A 14589-nucleotide genomic window follows, 5' to 3' on the forward strand; every position below is an offset into this window, starting at 1 on the left:
GTATCCCACCCACACTTGTGTGGGGTAAGGCCCCCAGCTAGACCACTGGGTTGATAGGCAGGAAATGTAAGCCCGGTAACGGGTTCAGTTGACCTGTACTAATAGGCCGAGGACTTGACCTACAAAGCTGCTACGCGTCCACTGTGCAACTCCCGGCAAACAAACACCCGAGACCGTTTCGGTCGGTTGTTTGATATGTCGATAGAGTTACGGCGGTCATGGCGGAGGGGAAACGCCCGGTCACATTCCGAACCCGGAAGCTAAGCCCTCCAGCGCCGATGGTACTGCACCCGGGAGGGTGTGGGAGAGTAGGACACCGCCGGACAATCATTCCAGTCAAGGGCCGACCCATAGGGGCGGCCCTTGACTGCATGTGCCGGCCAATCCGGCATCAGGAAGGATGTACCCCGTGAGTGCAGACCAGGGCGGCGACGCCCCTCGCGACCGCCGCGACGACGACCGCGGCGGCGAGGGCCGTTCCCGAGACCAAGGCGACCGGGGTAACCGCGGCGACGACCGCGGCTCGCGTCCACGCCGTGACGGTGGCGACCGGCCGCAGGGTGACCGTGGCGGCTACCGCTCCGGAGGGTCCGGCGGCGCCGGCCGCGGTGGCTACGGCGACCGCGGTGGCTACGGTGGCGGCGGTCGCAGCTACGGCAACCGCGACGACCGCGGTGGTGACCGTGGCGGCTACCGGTCCGGCCCCCGCGAGGATCGGCCCTACCGGCCGAGCTCGGGCGACCGGCCGGGCTTCGGTGACCGCCGTGGCTCTGGCGACCGCCCGTACCGCGATGACCGTGGCGGTGACCGCGGCGGCTTCCGGCCCCGCGACGATCGCGGCGGTGACCGTGGTGGCTACCGCTCGGGTCCGCCGCGTGACGGTGACCGCGGTGGCTTCCGCCCGCGCGACGATCGCGGCAGCGACCGGGGTGGCTTCCGCCCGCGGGACGACCGTGGTGGCGACCGTCCGTCGTACCGCGACCGCGACGACCGTGGCGGTGACCGCGGCGGGTTCCGCTCCGGCCCTCCGCGTGACGGTGACCGCGGCGGCTTCCGCCCGCGCGACGACCGTGGTGGCTTCCGGCCCCGCGACGATCGCGGTGGCGACCGTGGCGGCTTCCGCTCCGGCCCGCGTGACGACCGCGGCGGCGACCGTGGTGGCTACCGCTCGGGTCCGCCGCGTGACGGTGACCGCGGTGGCTTCCGCCCGCGGGACGACCGTGGTGGCGACCGTCCGTCGTACCGCGACCGCGACGACCGTGGCGGTGACCGCGGCGGGTTCCGTTCCGGCCCGCGCGAGGGCGACCGGGGCGGCTTCCGCTCGGGCCCGCCGCGCGAGGGCGACCGCGGTGGCCGCTCCTACGGCGACCGCGACAACCGAGGCTTCCGCCCGCGGGACGACCGTGGTGGCGACCGCCCGTCCTACCGCGACCGCGACGACCGTGGCGGCGACCGTGGTGGGTTCCGCGGCCGTGACGAGGGCTTCCGGCCCGGCCAGCGGGGCGACCGTCCGTCGTACCGCGACCGGGACGACCGCGGTGGCTTCCGCTCCGGCCCCGGCCAGCGCGGCGGCGACCGGCCCTCCTACCGCGACCGGGACGACCGTGGCTCGCGTCCGGACGACCGCGGCGGCTTCCGCTCGGGTCCGCCGCGCGACGGCGACCGGGGCGGCTTCCGCCCCCGGGACGATCGGGGTGGCGACCGTCCGTCGTACCGCGACCGCGACGACCGTGGTGGCGACCGGGGTGGGTTCCGCGGCCGCGACGACCGTGGGCCCAGGGACGACCGTGGCCCCCGCGACGACGCTCGTGACGATCGCCCGACGACCAGCGGCGGTCCGCTGATCCCCGAGGACATCACCTCGAACGACCTGGACAAGGACGTTCGGGCCGAGCTGCTCGGGCTCAACCGGCCGGTGGCCGAGATCGTGGCGCGGCACCTGGTGGCGACCGGACGCATGATCGACGAGGACCCGGAGGAGGCGCTGGCGCACGCGCTGGCCGCCCGCAAGCTCGCCTCGCGGATCGCCGCGGTGCGGGAGGCGGTCGGACTGGCCGCGTACCACGCCGGTGAGTGGCAGACCGCGATCGGCGAGCTGCGCACGTACCACCGGATGACCGGGCGTCAGGACCACCTGGCCGTGCTCGCGGACTGCGAGCGTGCGCTCGGTCGGCCGGAGCGGGCGATCGACCTCTACCGGGGCGCCGATCGGGCCACGCTCGACAAGGCCGACGCCGTCGAGCTGCTCATCGTGGCCGCCGGCGCGCGTGGCGACCTCGGCCAGAAGGACGCCGCCGTCGCGATGCTCCAGGTCCGTGAGCTGACCAGCGGTCCCGAGGAGCCGTGGGCGGGGCGCCTGCGGTACGCCTACGCGGACGCGCTGCTGGCCGCCGACCGGCGGGACGAGGCACGCGAGTGGTTCGCCCGCGCGGCCGAGGCCGACGAGGACAACGAGACCGACGCGGCCGAGCGCCTGCTGGAGCTCGACGGCGTCACCATCGAGGGCGACGAGCAGGACGACGACGAGGCGGACGAGGCCGACGCCGCCCTAGCGGACGACGACGCCGCCGACGAGGACGCGATCCTCGACGACGGCGATGTCGATGAGGACGACGAGGACGAGGACGAGGACGAAGAACTCGAGCTCGACTCCGAAGGCCTCGCCGACGACGACGCCGCAGTGGACTCCGAGATCGACGAGGACGACGACGAGGACGAGGAAGACGACGATCTTCCCGCCGCGGTCGCCGGCGACCACTCGGTCGGCTCAGTGACCGACGGTCTGCCGCAGGAGACCGCGGACGACGACGTGGAGCTCGACCCGGCCGACGACGAGGACGAGAGCGTCGAGGTCGACGCCGAGGGCCAGCCGGACGAAGAGGTCCCGGTCGACGCGGAGATCGACGCCGACCCGGATGCCGACCTCGACGCCGACGACCGCAAGGTCCTCCCCGAGATCGACGAGGCCGACGACAAGAAATGAGCACCTCGCCACCGGCGTCGGGCCGGCTCGCGGACGCGTACGACCTCGTGATCTTTGATCTCGACGGGGTCATCTACCTGTCCGACAAGGCCGTGCCCGGCGCGGTGGACGCGGTCCAACGGCTGCACGAGCAGGGCCGGTCGATCGCGTACGCGACGAACAACGCGAGCCGGCGCGCGGCCGAGGTCGCCGACCTGCTCCGTGGGCTCGGCGTCCCGGCCGAGGCCGAGGAGGTGCTGACCTCCGCGGCGGCCGCCGCCCGGCGGCTGGCCGACCGGCTCGAGCCCGGCGCCCGGGTGCTGGTCGTCGGGGCCGAGGCGCTCCGCCAGGAGGTCTTCGACTGCGGCCTCACCCCGGTCAGCAGCGCGGACGACCAGCCGGTGGCGGTCGTGCAGGGCTACGGGCGGGACGTCGGCTGGGTGATCCTGGCCGAGGCCGCCCTGGCCGTACGCGCGGGTGCGCTCTGGATCGCCACCAACACCGACCGCACGCTGCCCAGCCCGCGCGGCGCCTTGCCCGGCAACGGCTCGCTGGTGGCCGTGCTGCGCACCGCGCTGGACCGCGAGCCCGACGAGGTGATCGGCAAGCCCGAGGCGGTGCTCTTCGAGGAGGCCGTCAAGCGGGAGGCCGCCGGCCGGCCGGTGGTGGTCGGCGACCGGCTGGACACCGACATCGAGGGCGCGGTCCGGGCCGGGCTGGACAGCCTGCTCGTGCTCACCGGGGTCAGCCAGCCCCGCGACCTGGTCGCGGCGGAGCCGCACCGGCGACCGACCTACGTCGCCAAGGACCTGGCCGGGCTGTTCGACGACGTGGAGACGCTGGCGATCAGCGCCGAGGGCACCGGCTGGCACGTCACCGACGGCCGGCTCGACGGCCACGGCGACGCGATGGCCGCTTTGCGCACCATCTGCGCCGCAGCCTGGGCCGGCACGGACGTCAGCGACATCCGAGGCGCCACCGACGAGGCCACCACCGCCCTGCGTGAGCTGGGAATCTAGAGCAGCTTGCGCAGTTTGAGCAGGTCGAACGGGTTGGCCTTGATGCGCATCTGACCGCTCGCGAGGGCGCGGGCGAAGTCGAGGTCGCCCCGGACCAGCGCGAGGAAGTCGTCGCTCTTCAGCGTCAGCGCGATCTTGGCTTTCGGGTCGTCGCCGTCGGTGATGTCGACCAGTTGCCCGTTGTGCAGCCGGCCGTGGAAGGCGGCGCCCAGGTCGGTCAGTCGACAGGCCACGGTGCGCTCGAGATCGAGGCGGCTCTGCGCGTCGGCATTGCCGGCGAGCCTTGCCGCGAGCTCGTGCATCGCGTCCCGACACTCGTCAACGGTGGCCAAACCCCTGCTCCCCTCGCGCCACGTGATCTCCGGGCACGGTACCGCACAAGGCCGACATAGGCGCCCGGTAGCGTGGAGCCGAGGCCCGTGGATTTCCCCCGTCGGGCGCGGAGCTGAGCCGGAGAGGACGCAGACGATGCAGGACGCGTGGCGGGCATACCTGGAGCTGGCCCTCGGCGCGACGGAGACGTCGCGGAAGAAGGCCGAGAAGGTCGCCCGCAAGCTCGTCGGCAAGGGCGGCGCCACCGCGGCACAGCTGACCGCGATCGCCGAGGAGATGGTCACCACCAGCGCGGCCAACCGCGAGGCGCTGGTCAAGCTGATCCGCTTCGAGATCGACAAGACGCTCGGCCGGGTGGGCCTGGCCACTGCGGAGGAGGTCGCCGACCTCAACACGCGGGTACGCGACCTCGAGGTCGAGCTCCGCGCCGAGCGCGCGCGGGCCGACGCCGCCGAGGCGATCGCCGACGCGCCGGCCACCAGCGCCGCGCCCGCGACGACCGCGCCGGCGAAGAAGACGGTCGCGAAGAAGACCGCGGCCAAGAAGGCCGCCGCGTCGATCGCCGACGACCTCGCCGCCGCCGAGCCGGTCGCCACCCCGGCGCCCGCCCCGGCGAAGAAGGTCGCGGCGAAGAAGACGGCCACCAAGGCCACGGCGGCGAAGTCCGCGCCCACCAAGGCGACCGCGACCAAGGCGACCGCGACCAAGGCCACCGCCACCAAGACCGTCGCGAAGAAGACCGCGGCCAAGAAGGCCGCCGGGCCGGCCAAGAAGGCGGGTGGTACCGCATGACAGCTCCCGTTCCGAACCCCGGGATGTTCGCCCGGGTCGCTCCGGCCGCACCGCAGCCGGTCGAGCTCACGCCGCCGGCCGACGGCATGTCGGGCCACCCGGCCGTCGACGCCGCGATCCGGTCGATGACCAACGCGGCCGAGCTGTCGCCGGCCGACCAGATCGCCGAGTACGAGGCGGCCTACCGCACCCTGCGGGAGACGCTCGCCACCATCGACCAGGCCTGAGCCGCACTGGTCATGGCTCGTCGAAACCGACTCGACACCGAGCTGGTCCGGCGCAAGCTGGCCCGCTCCCGGGAGCAGGCCGCCGAGCTGGTCGAGGCCGGTCGGGTCAAGGTCCGTGGGGTGGTCGCACACAAGGCCGCCGCGATGGTCGACCCGGCCGACGCGGTGCTGGTCACCGGCGACGACCCGACCTGGGTATCCCGCGGCGCGCACAAGCTGCTCGGCGCGCTGGCCGGCTTCGGGCCGCGCGGGCTGACCGTCAGCGGCCGGCGCTGCCTCGACGCGGGCGCGTCCACCGGCGGCTTCACCGAGGTGCTGTTGCGCAACGGCGCCAGCGAGGTGGTCGCGGTCGACGTCGGCTACGGCCAGCTCGCCTGGTCGCTGCGCACCGACGAGCGCGTGCGGGTCGTCGAGCGCACGAACGTGCGTACCCTCGAACCGGACCAGATCGGTGGTCTTGTGTCGTTGACCGTCGCGGACCTCTCGTTCATCTCGTTGCGGCTGGTGTTGCCGGCCCTGGCGGCCTGCACGGAGCCCGGCGGTGACCTGGCGCTGATGGTCAAGCCGCAGTTCGAGGTCGGCAAGGAGCGCGTCGGAGCCGGGGGAGTGGTCCGGGAGCCGGAGCTGCGCGCCGAGGCCGTGCTCGACGTCGCCGCCACCGCCGCCGAGCTCGGCCTGGGCGTGGCCGGCGTGGTGGCCAGCCCGCTGCCCGGCCCGAGCGGCAACGTCGAGTTCTTCGTCTGGTTCCGGCGCGACGCGCCACCCGCCGACCCGGACGAGGTGCGCGCGATCGTCGCCGCCGGTCCGGCGGCAGTTCGCGAGGAGACAACATGAGCAGGGTCGCCCTGCTGGTCACCCACACCGGGCGGCGGCGGAGCACCGAGCACGCCCGTACCGTGGCCAATGACCTGATCCGGGCCGGCTTCGAGGTGCGCGTGGTCGCCGACGAGGCCGACGACCTCGAGGTGCCCGGCGTGGTGCCGCGCAGCGACATCGACGCTGCAGACGGCGCGGAGATCGTGTTCGCGCTCGGTGGTGACGGCACCTTCCTGCGTGCCGCCGAGCTCGCCCGCCCGGCGAAGGCCCCGCTGCTCGGCATCAACCTCGGCAAGGTCGGCTTCCTGGCCGAGGCCGAGATCGACGACATCGACCAGGCGGTCCGCGACGTGGTCAACCGTGACTACACCGTGGACGAACGGCTCACGCTGGACGTGCGGGCGGAGCTCACGCCCGGCGGCGAGGTGGTCGAGTCGTGGGCGCTCAACGAGATCAGCGTCGAGAAGGGCCAGCGGGCGCAGATGCTCGAGCTGCTGGTCGACGTCGACGGGCGACCGCTGTCCCGCTACGGCTGTGACGGCGTGGTCTGTGCGACACCCACCGGTTCGACCGCGTACGCGTTCTCCGCCGGCGGCCCCGTCGTCTGGCCGGAGGTCGAGGCGCTGCTGCTGGTGCCGATCAGCGCGCACGCCCTGTTCAGCAAGCCGTTGGTGACCGCGCCGACCTCGACGTTCACCATCACCGTCGACCCGTTCACCAACCTCGCGGTGCTCTGCTGCGACGGCCGCCGCGTCTACGACCTGCCGCCCGGCGCCCAGATCAGCGTCCAGCGGGGGACGCTGCCGGTGCGCATCGTCCGGCTGCGCCCGCGCCCGTTCACGGACCGCCTGGTGGCCAAGTTCGGCCTGCCGGTCGACGGCTGGCGCGGCGCCAAAATCTAGGCCAAGGCGTCCGGCGGGATCGACGGCCAGGTGGCCGACGAGTTGCGCAGGAAGTAGTCCTCGCCCGGGTCCCAGGTGTGTCCGGTGGCCCGCCGGTGGTAGACGTAGCCCAGCGGATGCGTGCGGTAGATCGTGCCGCCCGCCCGGTTGAGGCGCTGGATCAGCCCGAGGTCGACGGAGCGGGGCACCGGCCGCCAGCCGCCGACCGCCTCGAGGTCGCCCTTCGAGAGCAGCATCGTGCCGCCGGAGACCATCTCGCCGAACGCCTCCGGCACGCCCGAGCGGCGCCGCAGGACGGTGCCGCGGTCCTCCAGGAAGACGAGCTCGCTGCCCTTGCCGACCAGCGTCGCGCCGGAGTAGTGCCGGGCCAGCACCAGGTCCCAGACGTGCTCCGGGCCGTACGTGTCGTCGTCGTCCACCTTGGTCACCAGCGTGCCGCCGGCACGCGCGGTGGCCAGCCCGAGGACCGTGCCGAAGCTGGTGTCGGCCGGCACCTCGATGAGCTGGTGCGGCCGGCCGGCCGGCGCCACGGCCAGGTCCGGCGGCGCGGGCACGCCGTGCAGACAGATCACGATCTCCAGCCGCGGGTACGTCTGGGCGGCGAGCATCGCGAGCACCGGACCGAGCAGCTCGGGGCGGCGGGTGGCCAGGATGGCGGTGACCGCCGGCGGCTCGCCGAGCCCGGCCGCGTGGTGGCGCAGCGCTGCCCGGCGCTGCCGCACGCTGCGCGCCTCGACCGCGAGCGGGTCCGGTCCCGGCAAAGGTTCGTCGAGGACGGCCCGTAGGTCGGGTGCGAGCGCGGCCCGGGTTGTCACCGGGACGGCGGACGCGTCGACCAGCACGCCGGTCGCGCACAGCGCGGCGAGCGCGGCCGGCCCGACGCGTGCCCCCACGGTGGCCGTGGCGGCGCCGCGGAGCCGGGCCAGGGTCGCGGCGTCGAACGTGGGGGAGTCGAGCACGAGTCGGGGCGCGTCCGGGCGGTAGGCGGCCGGGCGGCGGCCGCGCGGGTTGACCCGGGTGGCGTCGAACCGCACCGGGTCGGCCACCACCGGCGCCGCCCGGGGCCACGGGTCGCTCGGGGCGAGCGCGGTCAGCGCGGTGCGGATCGCGTCACCGAGGGGCACCGGCTTGGCGTAGCGCAGCGAGACGACGGCCGAGCCGCGCCGCAGGTGCGGGCGGGCGACCCGGTGCCGGACCAGGTGCCGGGCCGGCGCGACCGGTGCCGACCACGGCGTGTGCCGCCAGTACGCGACCATCACCCGGACCCGGGTGGCGGGCTCGGCCGCGAAGGGGCCGGCCGCCACGTCGCGGAGCTGGTCGACGGAGCCGGCGACGACGAGGGCGGTGGTGCCCAGCCGGACCACCCGGGTGCCGACCGCTCCGGCCAGCCGTTCGGGCGCCGAGGCGCGCAGCGCCGCGGAGATCAACCGGAGACCGTCTCGCGCTGCGGTGGTGCGGACGTGGGCGCGACGGGGGCGGGCCGGCGGCCGCCGGAGAGCCGCTTGCGCACGTTCCAGGCGGCCATCAGGCCCTCGTAGAGGTTGTAGGCACCCGCGGCCACCAGACGCTGCTTGACGCCCTCGTTGCCACCCGGCATCGGGGCGCCGGCGGTCGGCTCGTGCCGACGGTACTGGGCGCTCACTCGTAGAAAATACGCCCGCCGGCGGCTGCGCGCGATTCTTTGCTCGTGTCCGAGGACCTGGAGGCAGTGCCAGATCATCCGACGGAAGACGGCCGGGCGGGCGGCGGCGTACCGGTCGGGATCGGCGTCCATGAACGCGAACACCCGGTCCCACTGGAGGAACACGTCGAAGTGCCGTTCGTCGACGGTACGGGTGATCTGCCGGTCGCGCTGGCGGTAGGCGTAGCAGTCCCGGTCCAGCAGCACGATCCGCTCGGCGGCCAGCAGGGCGGGCAATACGAACGCGACGTCCTCGTACCAGCCCGTCGGGAAGGCCACCGGCAGCGCCGAACGCCGGAAGATCTTGGTGCAGGCCAGCCAGAGGTGCTCGACGAGCCGGGGCGCGGTGGCCAGGGTGACCGGGCGGTCGGTCCGGACGTCGGCCTCCACCCCGGGCAGGTGGGTCTCCACCCGGCCGTCCGAGTAGACGCGCCCGTACCCGAGGACCAGCACGTCGGGATCGGTGGCGCGCAACCGCTCGGTGGCGGCCGCGATGCTGCCGGCCGGCAGCCAGTCGTCGCTGTCGACGAACCAGACGAACTCACCGGTCGCCGCCGCGAGGCCGGCGTTGCGGGCGGCGCCCAGACCCGAGTTGCGCGCGAGAGTGACCACCCGCAGGCGGTCGTCGCGGGCCGCGTAGTCGGCGAGGATCGCGGCGCATCCGTCGTCGGAGGCGTCGTCGACGGCGACCACCTCGAGGTCGCCGGGCTGCCCGAGCACCGAGTCCAGACAGTCCGCGAGGTAGGCCTCCACCCGGTAGACCGGGATGACGACGCTGATCAGAGCCATAACGCCAGAGCATCCGCAACCAGCCCGGCCCCGCCGTGAGCGCCAGACGAACGGCGGATGACGAACCGACTGCCAAACGGTTTACCGGCATAGTGGGGTACCACTTTCGGCGACCCGCGGGCGCGGCTGGTCAACTGTCGGACCCCGCTACTACTGTCGTGTCCTGTGCTGGAAGAGTTGCGGATAACCGGGCTCGGGGTCATCGACGACACGACGCTGCCTCTCGCGGGCGGCATGAACGTCATCACCGGCGAGACCGGCGCCGGCAAGACGATGGTGGTCACGGGTCTCGGGCTGCTCTTCGGCGGGCGCGCCGACGCCGGCCGGGTCCGTGCCGACCCGGGGCGGGCGCTGGTCGAGGGCCGACTACGGCTCAAGGGTCAGGTCGCGACGACCGTCCACACCCGCGTCAGTGACGCCGGTGCCGAGCCCGACGACGACGGTTCGTTGCTGCTCAGCCGCACCGTGACCGCCGAGGGCCGCTCGCGCGCCCACGTCGGTGGCCGGTCGATGCCCGTGGCGACGCTCTCCGAGATCGGTGAGCAGGTGGTCGCCGTGCACGGCCAGTCCGACCAGCTGCGGCTGCTCCGCCCGGCCGAGCAGCGCGCCGCGCTCGACCGGTTCGCCGGCGCCGACCACGAGAAGCTGCTCGGCCAGATGCGCGAGACCTACACCCGGTGGCGGGCGGTGGCCGATGACCTGGCCGACCGCCGGCGCAACGCGCGCGAGCGCAACCAGGAGGCCGACCTGCTGCGGCTCGGCCTCGACGAGATCACCCGGGTCGACCCCCAGCCCGGGGAAGACGACGACCTCAAGGCCGAGGCGCAGCGGCTCGAGCACGCCGAGGGGCTGCGGGTGGCGGCGATCGCCGCCTACCAGGCGGTGGCCGGCGACGGCGCCGACGAGGCGCCGCACGCCACCGGGCTGCTCGGCGCGGCCAAGCGGTCGCTCGAGGGGCAGTCCGGCGTCGACGCCAAGCTGGGCGACCTGGCGGCGCGGCTCGACGAGGCGGCCACGCTGATCGGTGACGTGACCGCCGAGCTCTCCGGTTATCTCGACAGCCTCGACGCCGACCCGGACCGCCTCCAGACGATCTACGAGCGGCGCGGCGAGCTGCGGGCGCTGACCCGCAAATACGCCGACGACGTCGACGGCGTGATCGCCTGGGCCGACCGGGCCCGGGGTCGGCTGGGCGAGCTCGACACGTCCGACGACCTGCTCGACGAGCTCGACCGCGAGCGGCAGCGCCTCGAAGACGAGGTGACCGCGCTGGCCGGCAAGGTCACCGCCGCCCGCAAGGAGGCCGCCGGCCGGTTCTCCGAGCAGGTCAGCGTCGAACTGGCCGGGCTCGCGATGCCGCACTCCCGGGTCGAGGTGGCGGTGCTCCAGGCCAGCGCCGTGACGGCCGAGGGCGCCGACGACGTCGAGCTCCGGCTGCTGGCCCACCCCGGCGCTCCCGCGCTGCCGCTGCAGAAGGGCGCCTCCGGCGGCGAGCTCTCCCGGGTGATGCTGGCGATCGAGGTGGTCTTCGCCGGTGCCGGCGGCCCGCCCACGCTGGTCTTCGACGAGGTCGACGCGGGCGTCGGCGGGCGGGCGGCGGTCGAGATCGGCCGTCGGCTGGCCCGGTTGGCGCGCACCCACCAGGTGCTGGTGGTGACCCACCTGCCCCAGGTCGCCGCGTTCGCCGACCGGCACCTGGTCGTCGCCAAGGACACCGGCGGCGCCGTGACCACCAGCGGCGTGCGGGTCGTGGAGGACACCGAGCGCGCCCGCGAGCTGGCCCGCATGCTCGCGGGTTTGCCGGACTCCGATCTGGGTATCGCGCACGCGGAAGAGCTGCTCGCGGTGGCTGCCCGGGAACGCCGGGGATAGGGGTCGCACACCGTGGGTGGGCGGACACGACCACAAAAGGGCAAGGTGTGACGGAGGCCACCGCCGCGGGTGGCATCCGCATGGTTCGCTGAGAGCCAGCACAAGCCTGGCAACACCCCGCGTGCCGTTGCTAGCACCCCTGCTCAGGCATGTCGTGACCGCTATTCGGTCGCCGGACATGCCAGGATGGTCACGATGCGTCTACCCACCTTGCGCCGGACCCGGAGCGCCGAACCGGGCACAATCACCGGCACCGCGCGCCTCGACCGCCGGACCAAGCGTCTGGTCGGGCGGCTGCGCCCAGGCGATGTCGCCGTGATCGACCACGTCGACCTCGACCGGGTGGCCGCCGACTCGCTGGTCGCGGTCGGTGTCACCGCCGTGCTCAACGCCAAGCCGTCGATCTCCGGTCGCTACCCCAACCTCGGGCCCGAGGTCCTGGTCAAGGCCGGCATACCGCTGGTCGACGACCTGGGTGAGGGCGTCTTCCAGTCGCTCCGCGAGGGCGAGACCGTGCGGATCGACGGCAACACGCTGCTGGTCAACGGCGAGCCGATCGCACACGGCACCCGCCAGGACACGGACACCGTTGCCAAGGCCATGGCCGACGCCCGCGAAGGGCTGTCCGTGCAGCTCGAGGCGTTCGCCGCCAACACGATGGAATACCTCAAGCAGGAGCGCGATCTCCTGCTCGACGGCGTCGGGGTCCCCGAGATCGAGACCACCATCGCCGGGCGTCATTGCCTGATCGTCGTGCGGGGCTACGAGTACAAGGACGACCTCGACGTGCTCCGGCCTTACATCAGGGAGTTCAAACCGGTTCTGATCGGTGTCGACGGCGGTGCCGACGCGCTGGTCGAGGCGGGCTACACCCCCGACATGATCATCGGCGACATGGACTCGGTCACCGACGACGTGCTGCGCTGCGGCGCCGAGGTGATCGTCCACGCCTACCCGGACGGGCGCGCTCCGGGCCTCGCCCGGGTGCACCAGCTCGGGCTCTCCGCGCTGACCTTCCCGGCCGCCGCGACCAGCGAAGACGTCGCGATGCTGCTGGCCGACGAGAAGGGCGCCACGCTCATCGTGGCGGTCGGCACCCACAACAACCTGGTCGAGTTCCTCGACAAGGGGCGCGGCGGGATGGCATCCACCTTCCTCACCCGCCTCAAGGTCGGTGGCAAGGTGGTCGACGCCAAGGGCGTCAGCCGCCTCTACCGGCAGAGCATCTCTGGCTCCTCGCTGCTGTTGTTGGTGCTCAGCGCCCTTTCCGCCATGGCCTCCGCGGTCGCCGTCTCGACGGTGGGCAAGGCCTATCTCGGCGTGCTTTCCGAGTGGTGGAACAATTTGGTCTTCCAACTGGGACAGCTCTTCAGCTAAGGGCGGGGCGTGCCCGACCGAATCAGAAGGCAAACAGCGTGATCAATTTCCGGTACCACGTGGTGTCACTCACCGCGGTGTTCCTGGCTCTGGCCATCGGCCTGGTCGTCGGCACCGCGGCGCTCAACGGCCCGGTGGCCGACTCGCTCAACGAGCGGGTCTCCGGGCTGCGCAAGGACAACACCCAGCTACGGGACCAGGTCTCCAGCCTTCAGGAAGAGCTCAAGAGCGAGGAGGACTTCGCGGCCGAGATGGCGCAGGTCGCCCTCCCGGGCCGGCTGACCGGCCGCAAGGTCCTGATGGTCACCCTCCCGAGCGGCCGCGACCAGGCCGACCAGGTCCGCACGATGCTGACCACGGCGGGCGCGACGATCACCGGCCGGATCGAGGTGCAGGACTCGTTCTTCGTCCCCGGCAACGCGGAGGAGCTGCTCTACCTGGCGTCGTCGGCGGCGCAGCCGAACATCTCGACGACCGGCCTGCCGAGCAACAGCGACGGGGTCGAGACCGCGAGCGCGCTGCTGGCCAGCGCCGTCCTCGACCGCACGCAGGGCACCCCGCCCGCCGCCGCCGAGATCACCGCGCTGCTAACCGCGTACGAGAAGGCCAAGTACATCTCCTACGCGGACGCCGGCAAGGACAAGGTGACCGAGCAGGCGCAGGCCGTGGTGATCGTGACCGGGCTGCCCTACGTCGACAAGGACTCGGTCCAGAAGGACCAGGCCGTCGTCACGATGGTCAGCCAGTTCGACAAGCAGGGCGCGGTGGTGGTGGCCGGCAACGGCGCCAGCGACGGCAACGTGATCGCGGCGATCCGCGGTGACGGCGCGCTGGTCAAGTCGATCAGCACGATCGACAACACCAACACCACGCAGGGCCAGGTCGTCGCGGCGCTCGCCACCGAAGAGATGATCAACAAGAACAAGGCCGGCCAGTACGGGCTGGGTGCCGGCGCCGCCTCGATGATGCCCCAGCAGCCACAGTGAGCGGCGGCCGTTCGCTGGCCCTGGCCACCGCCGGTTCGCTGATCGCGCGGGCGGCGCTCCGCGGCCTGCGCGGCGCCGAGGCGCTGCACCGCACCAACTTCCGCGGCCACACGGTCACCCTGGCGGCCGGCCCGGCGCTCGCGGTCGGTGCCGCGACCAGCGCCGCCGCCGGTGCCGGCAGTGCCCCGGCGGCCGGCGCGGCCCTGGTGGCGGGCCTCGGCTCGGGCGCGGTCGGCTTCTACGACGACCTCGTCGGCGGGCGGCCCGAGCACCAGGCCAAGGGCTTCAAGGGTCACCTGGGCGCCCTGCGCGACGGCCGGGTGACCAGCGGCCTCGTCAAGATCGCCGGAGTCGGCGCGGCGGCCCTCGCGGCCAGCGCGCTGCTCGCCGCCGACCGCCGCGGCGGTGGTCGCGGCCGGTTGGGCACGGCGGTCGACGTCGCGCTCGGCGCCGGCGTCATCGCCGGCACCGCCAACCTGTTCAACCTGCTCGACCTGCGCCCCGGCCGGGCGATCAAGGCCGGCGCCCTGGTCGCCGCGCCACTGGCCGCCGGCCCGGCGCGCGGCCTGGTCGCCGGCCCGCTCGGCGCGGCCGCCGGCATCCTCCCGGACGACCTCGGCGAAGAGGTCATGCTGGGCGACGCCGGCGCCAACGCGCTCGGCGCGCTGCTCGGCGTGGCGCTGGCCGCCCGCACCGGCCCCGTCGGCCGGGCCGCGCTGCTCGCCGGCCTGGCCGGGCTGACGGCCGCCAGCGAGCGGGTCAGCTTCACCCAGGTCATCGCCCGCACCCCGGTGCTGCGCGAGCTCGACGCGCTCGGACGGCGCCCCTGACGT

The 14589-nt window shown here is 73.5% G+C and carries 14 protein-coding genes and 2 rRNA genes; 12 read left to right on the top strand and 4 right to left on the bottom strand.

Features of this window, described 5'->3' with window-relative positions:
• Together CHC05_RS25980 and rrf are read left to right on the top strand one after the other, a co-directional pair.
• A 23S ribosomal RNA gene (locus tag CHC05_RS25980) occupies nucleotides 1-122 on the top strand; the annotation flags it as partial.
• A gap of 86 nt (nucleotides 123-208) precedes the next feature.
• Nucleotides 209-325: ribosomal RNA gene (rrf, locus tag CHC05_RS25985) — 5S ribosomal RNA — on the top strand.
• A gap of 66 nt (nucleotides 326-391) precedes the next feature.
• On the opposite strand, the gene CHC05_RS40905 is transcribed toward rrf, so the two are convergent.
• Nucleotides 392-1939 (bottom strand): hypothetical protein, encoded by a 1548-nt coding sequence (locus tag CHC05_RS40905; protein ID WP_144022774.1) that lies wholly within the window; start codon nucleotides 1937-1939, stop codon nucleotides 392-394.
• Here CHC05_RS40905 and CHC05_RS25990 point away from each other — a divergent pair.
• Nucleotides 1928-2983 carry a hypothetical protein gene (locus CHC05_RS25990; protein ID WP_245871246.1) on the top strand — a complete coding sequence of 352 codons (1056 nt, stop codon included), beginning with the start codon at nucleotides 1928-1930 and terminating at the stop codon, nucleotides 2981-2983. The genes CHC05_RS40905 and CHC05_RS25990 overlap by 12 nt on opposite strands.
• Nucleotides 2980-3981 carry an HAD-IIA family hydrolase gene (locus tag CHC05_RS25995; protein ID WP_089253201.1) on the top strand — a complete coding sequence of 334 codons (1002 nt, stop codon included), beginning with the start codon at nucleotides 2980-2982 and terminating at the stop codon, nucleotides 3979-3981. The genes CHC05_RS25990 and CHC05_RS25995 overlap by 4 nt, the downstream gene beginning before the upstream one ends.
• On the opposite strand, the gene CHC05_RS26000 is transcribed toward CHC05_RS25995, so the two are convergent.
• The gene (locus CHC05_RS26000) at nucleotides 3978-4313 is read right to left on the bottom strand and encodes an alkyl sulfatase C-terminal domain-containing protein (RefSeq protein ID WP_089253202.1); all 336 of its coding nucleotides are present in this window, start codon (nucleotides 4311-4313) and stop codon (nucleotides 3978-3980) included. The two genes, CHC05_RS25995 and CHC05_RS26000, sit on opposite strands and share 4 nt — an antisense overlap.
• A gap of 136 nt (nucleotides 4314-4449) precedes the next feature.
• Between CHC05_RS26000 and CHC05_RS26005 the strand changes: the two genes are divergently transcribed.
• Genes CHC05_RS26005 through CHC05_RS26020 form a run of 4 tightly spaced genes read left to right on the top strand, consistent with a single transcriptional unit; the run spans nucleotide 4450 to nucleotide 7051 of the window.
• Complete coding sequence (locus tag CHC05_RS26005; protein WP_144022775.1) at nucleotides 4450-5106, top strand: phasin family protein; 657 nt, start codon at nucleotides 4450-4452, stop codon at nucleotides 5104-5106.
• On the top strand, nucleotides 5103-5333 hold the full coding sequence (locus tag CHC05_RS26010; protein WP_245871225.1) for a hypothetical protein: 231 nt from the start codon (nucleotides 5103-5105) through the stop codon (nucleotides 5331-5333). Before CHC05_RS26005 ends, CHC05_RS26010 begins: the two co-directional genes overlap by 4 nt.
• 12 nt (nucleotides 5334-5345) lie before the next feature.
• Nucleotides 5346-6167 carry a TlyA family RNA methyltransferase gene (locus CHC05_RS26015; protein WP_089253203.1) on the top strand — a complete coding sequence of 274 codons (822 nt, stop codon included), beginning with the start codon at nucleotides 5346-5348 and terminating at the stop codon, nucleotides 6165-6167.
• The gene (locus tag CHC05_RS26020; protein ID WP_089253204.1) at nucleotides 6164-7051 is read left to right on the top strand and encodes an NAD kinase; all 888 of its coding nucleotides are present in this window, start codon (nucleotides 6164-6166) and stop codon (nucleotides 7049-7051) included. The genes CHC05_RS26015 and CHC05_RS26020 overlap by 4 nt, the downstream gene beginning before the upstream one ends.
• Here CHC05_RS26020 and CHC05_RS26025 read toward each other — a convergent pair.
• Entirely contained in the window at nucleotides 7048-8478 is a 1431-nt protein-coding gene (locus CHC05_RS26025) for a hypothetical protein (RefSeq protein WP_089253205.1), read from the bottom strand. The two genes, CHC05_RS26020 and CHC05_RS26025, sit on opposite strands and share 4 nt — an antisense overlap.
• Complete coding sequence (locus tag CHC05_RS26030) at nucleotides 8475-9521, bottom strand: glycosyltransferase family 2 protein (RefSeq protein ID WP_089253206.1); 1047 nt, start codon at nucleotides 9519-9521, stop codon at nucleotides 8475-8477. The genes CHC05_RS26025 and CHC05_RS26030 overlap by 4 nt, the downstream gene beginning before the upstream one ends.
• 165 nt (nucleotides 9522-9686) lie before the next feature.
• Between CHC05_RS26030 and recN the strand changes: the two genes are divergently transcribed.
• The 4 genes from recN (at nucleotide 9687) to CHC05_RS26050 (ending at nucleotide 14586) form a co-directional block, all read left to right on the top strand.
• Entirely contained in the window at nucleotides 9687-11393 is a 1707-nt protein-coding gene (gene recN, locus CHC05_RS26035; RefSeq protein WP_089253207.1) for a DNA repair protein RecN, read from the top strand.
• A 195-nt stretch (nucleotides 11394-11588) separates the two neighbouring features.
• Nucleotides 11589-12770, top strand: coding sequence for a putative cytokinetic ring protein SteA (gene steA, locus CHC05_RS26040; protein WP_089253417.1), 1182 nt, complete (start codon nucleotides 11589-11591; stop codon nucleotides 12768-12770).
• A gap of 38 nt (nucleotides 12771-12808) precedes the next feature.
• Nucleotides 12809-13756: a copper transporter gene (locus CHC05_RS26045; RefSeq protein ID WP_089253208.1), complete on the top strand. Its 948-nt coding sequence runs from the start codon at nucleotides 12809-12811 to the stop codon at nucleotides 13754-13756.
• Entirely contained in the window at nucleotides 13753-14586 is an 834-nt protein-coding gene (locus tag CHC05_RS26050) for a hypothetical protein (RefSeq protein WP_089253209.1), read from the top strand. Before CHC05_RS26045 ends, CHC05_RS26050 begins: the two co-directional genes overlap by 4 nt.
• The last annotated feature ends 3 nt before the right edge of the window (nucleotides 14587-14589 follow it).

It is taken from the genome of Asanoa hainanensis (assembly GCF_900188485.1).
GTDB classification, from domain to species: domain Bacteria; phylum Actinomycetota; class Actinomycetes; order Mycobacteriales; family Micromonosporaceae; genus Asanoa; species Asanoa hainanensis.

What these genes read in the sequence shown, in the direction of transcription:
- CHC05_RS25995 (WP_089253201.1), top strand. Translation starts at nt 2,980, where the DNA reads ATGAGCACCTCGCCACCGGCGTCGGGCCGGCTCGCGGACGCGTACGAC.
- CHC05_RS26005 (WP_144022775.1), top strand. Translation starts at nt 4,450, where the DNA reads ATGCAGGACGCGTGGCGGGCATACCTGGAGCTGGCCCTCGGCGCGACG.
- CHC05_RS26010 (WP_245871225.1), top strand. Translation starts at nt 5,103, where the DNA reads ATGACAGCTCCCGTTCCGAACCCCGGGATGTTCGCCCGGGTCGCTCCG.
- CHC05_RS26015 (WP_089253203.1), top strand. Translation starts at nt 5,346, where the DNA reads ATGGCTCGTCGAAACCGACTCGACACCGAGCTGGTCCGGCGCAAGCTG.
- CHC05_RS26020 (WP_089253204.1), top strand. Translation starts at nt 6,164, where the DNA reads ATGAGCAGGGTCGCCCTGCTGGTCACCCACACCGGGCGGCGGCGGAGC.
- CHC05_RS26030 (WP_089253206.1), bottom strand. Translation starts at nt 9,521, where the DNA reads ATGGCTCTGATCAGCGTCGTCATCCCGGTCTACCGGGTGGAGGCCTAC.
- steA (WP_089253417.1), top strand. Translation starts at nt 11,589, where the DNA reads ATGCGTCTACCCACCTTGCGCCGGACCCGGAGCGCCGAACCGGGCACA.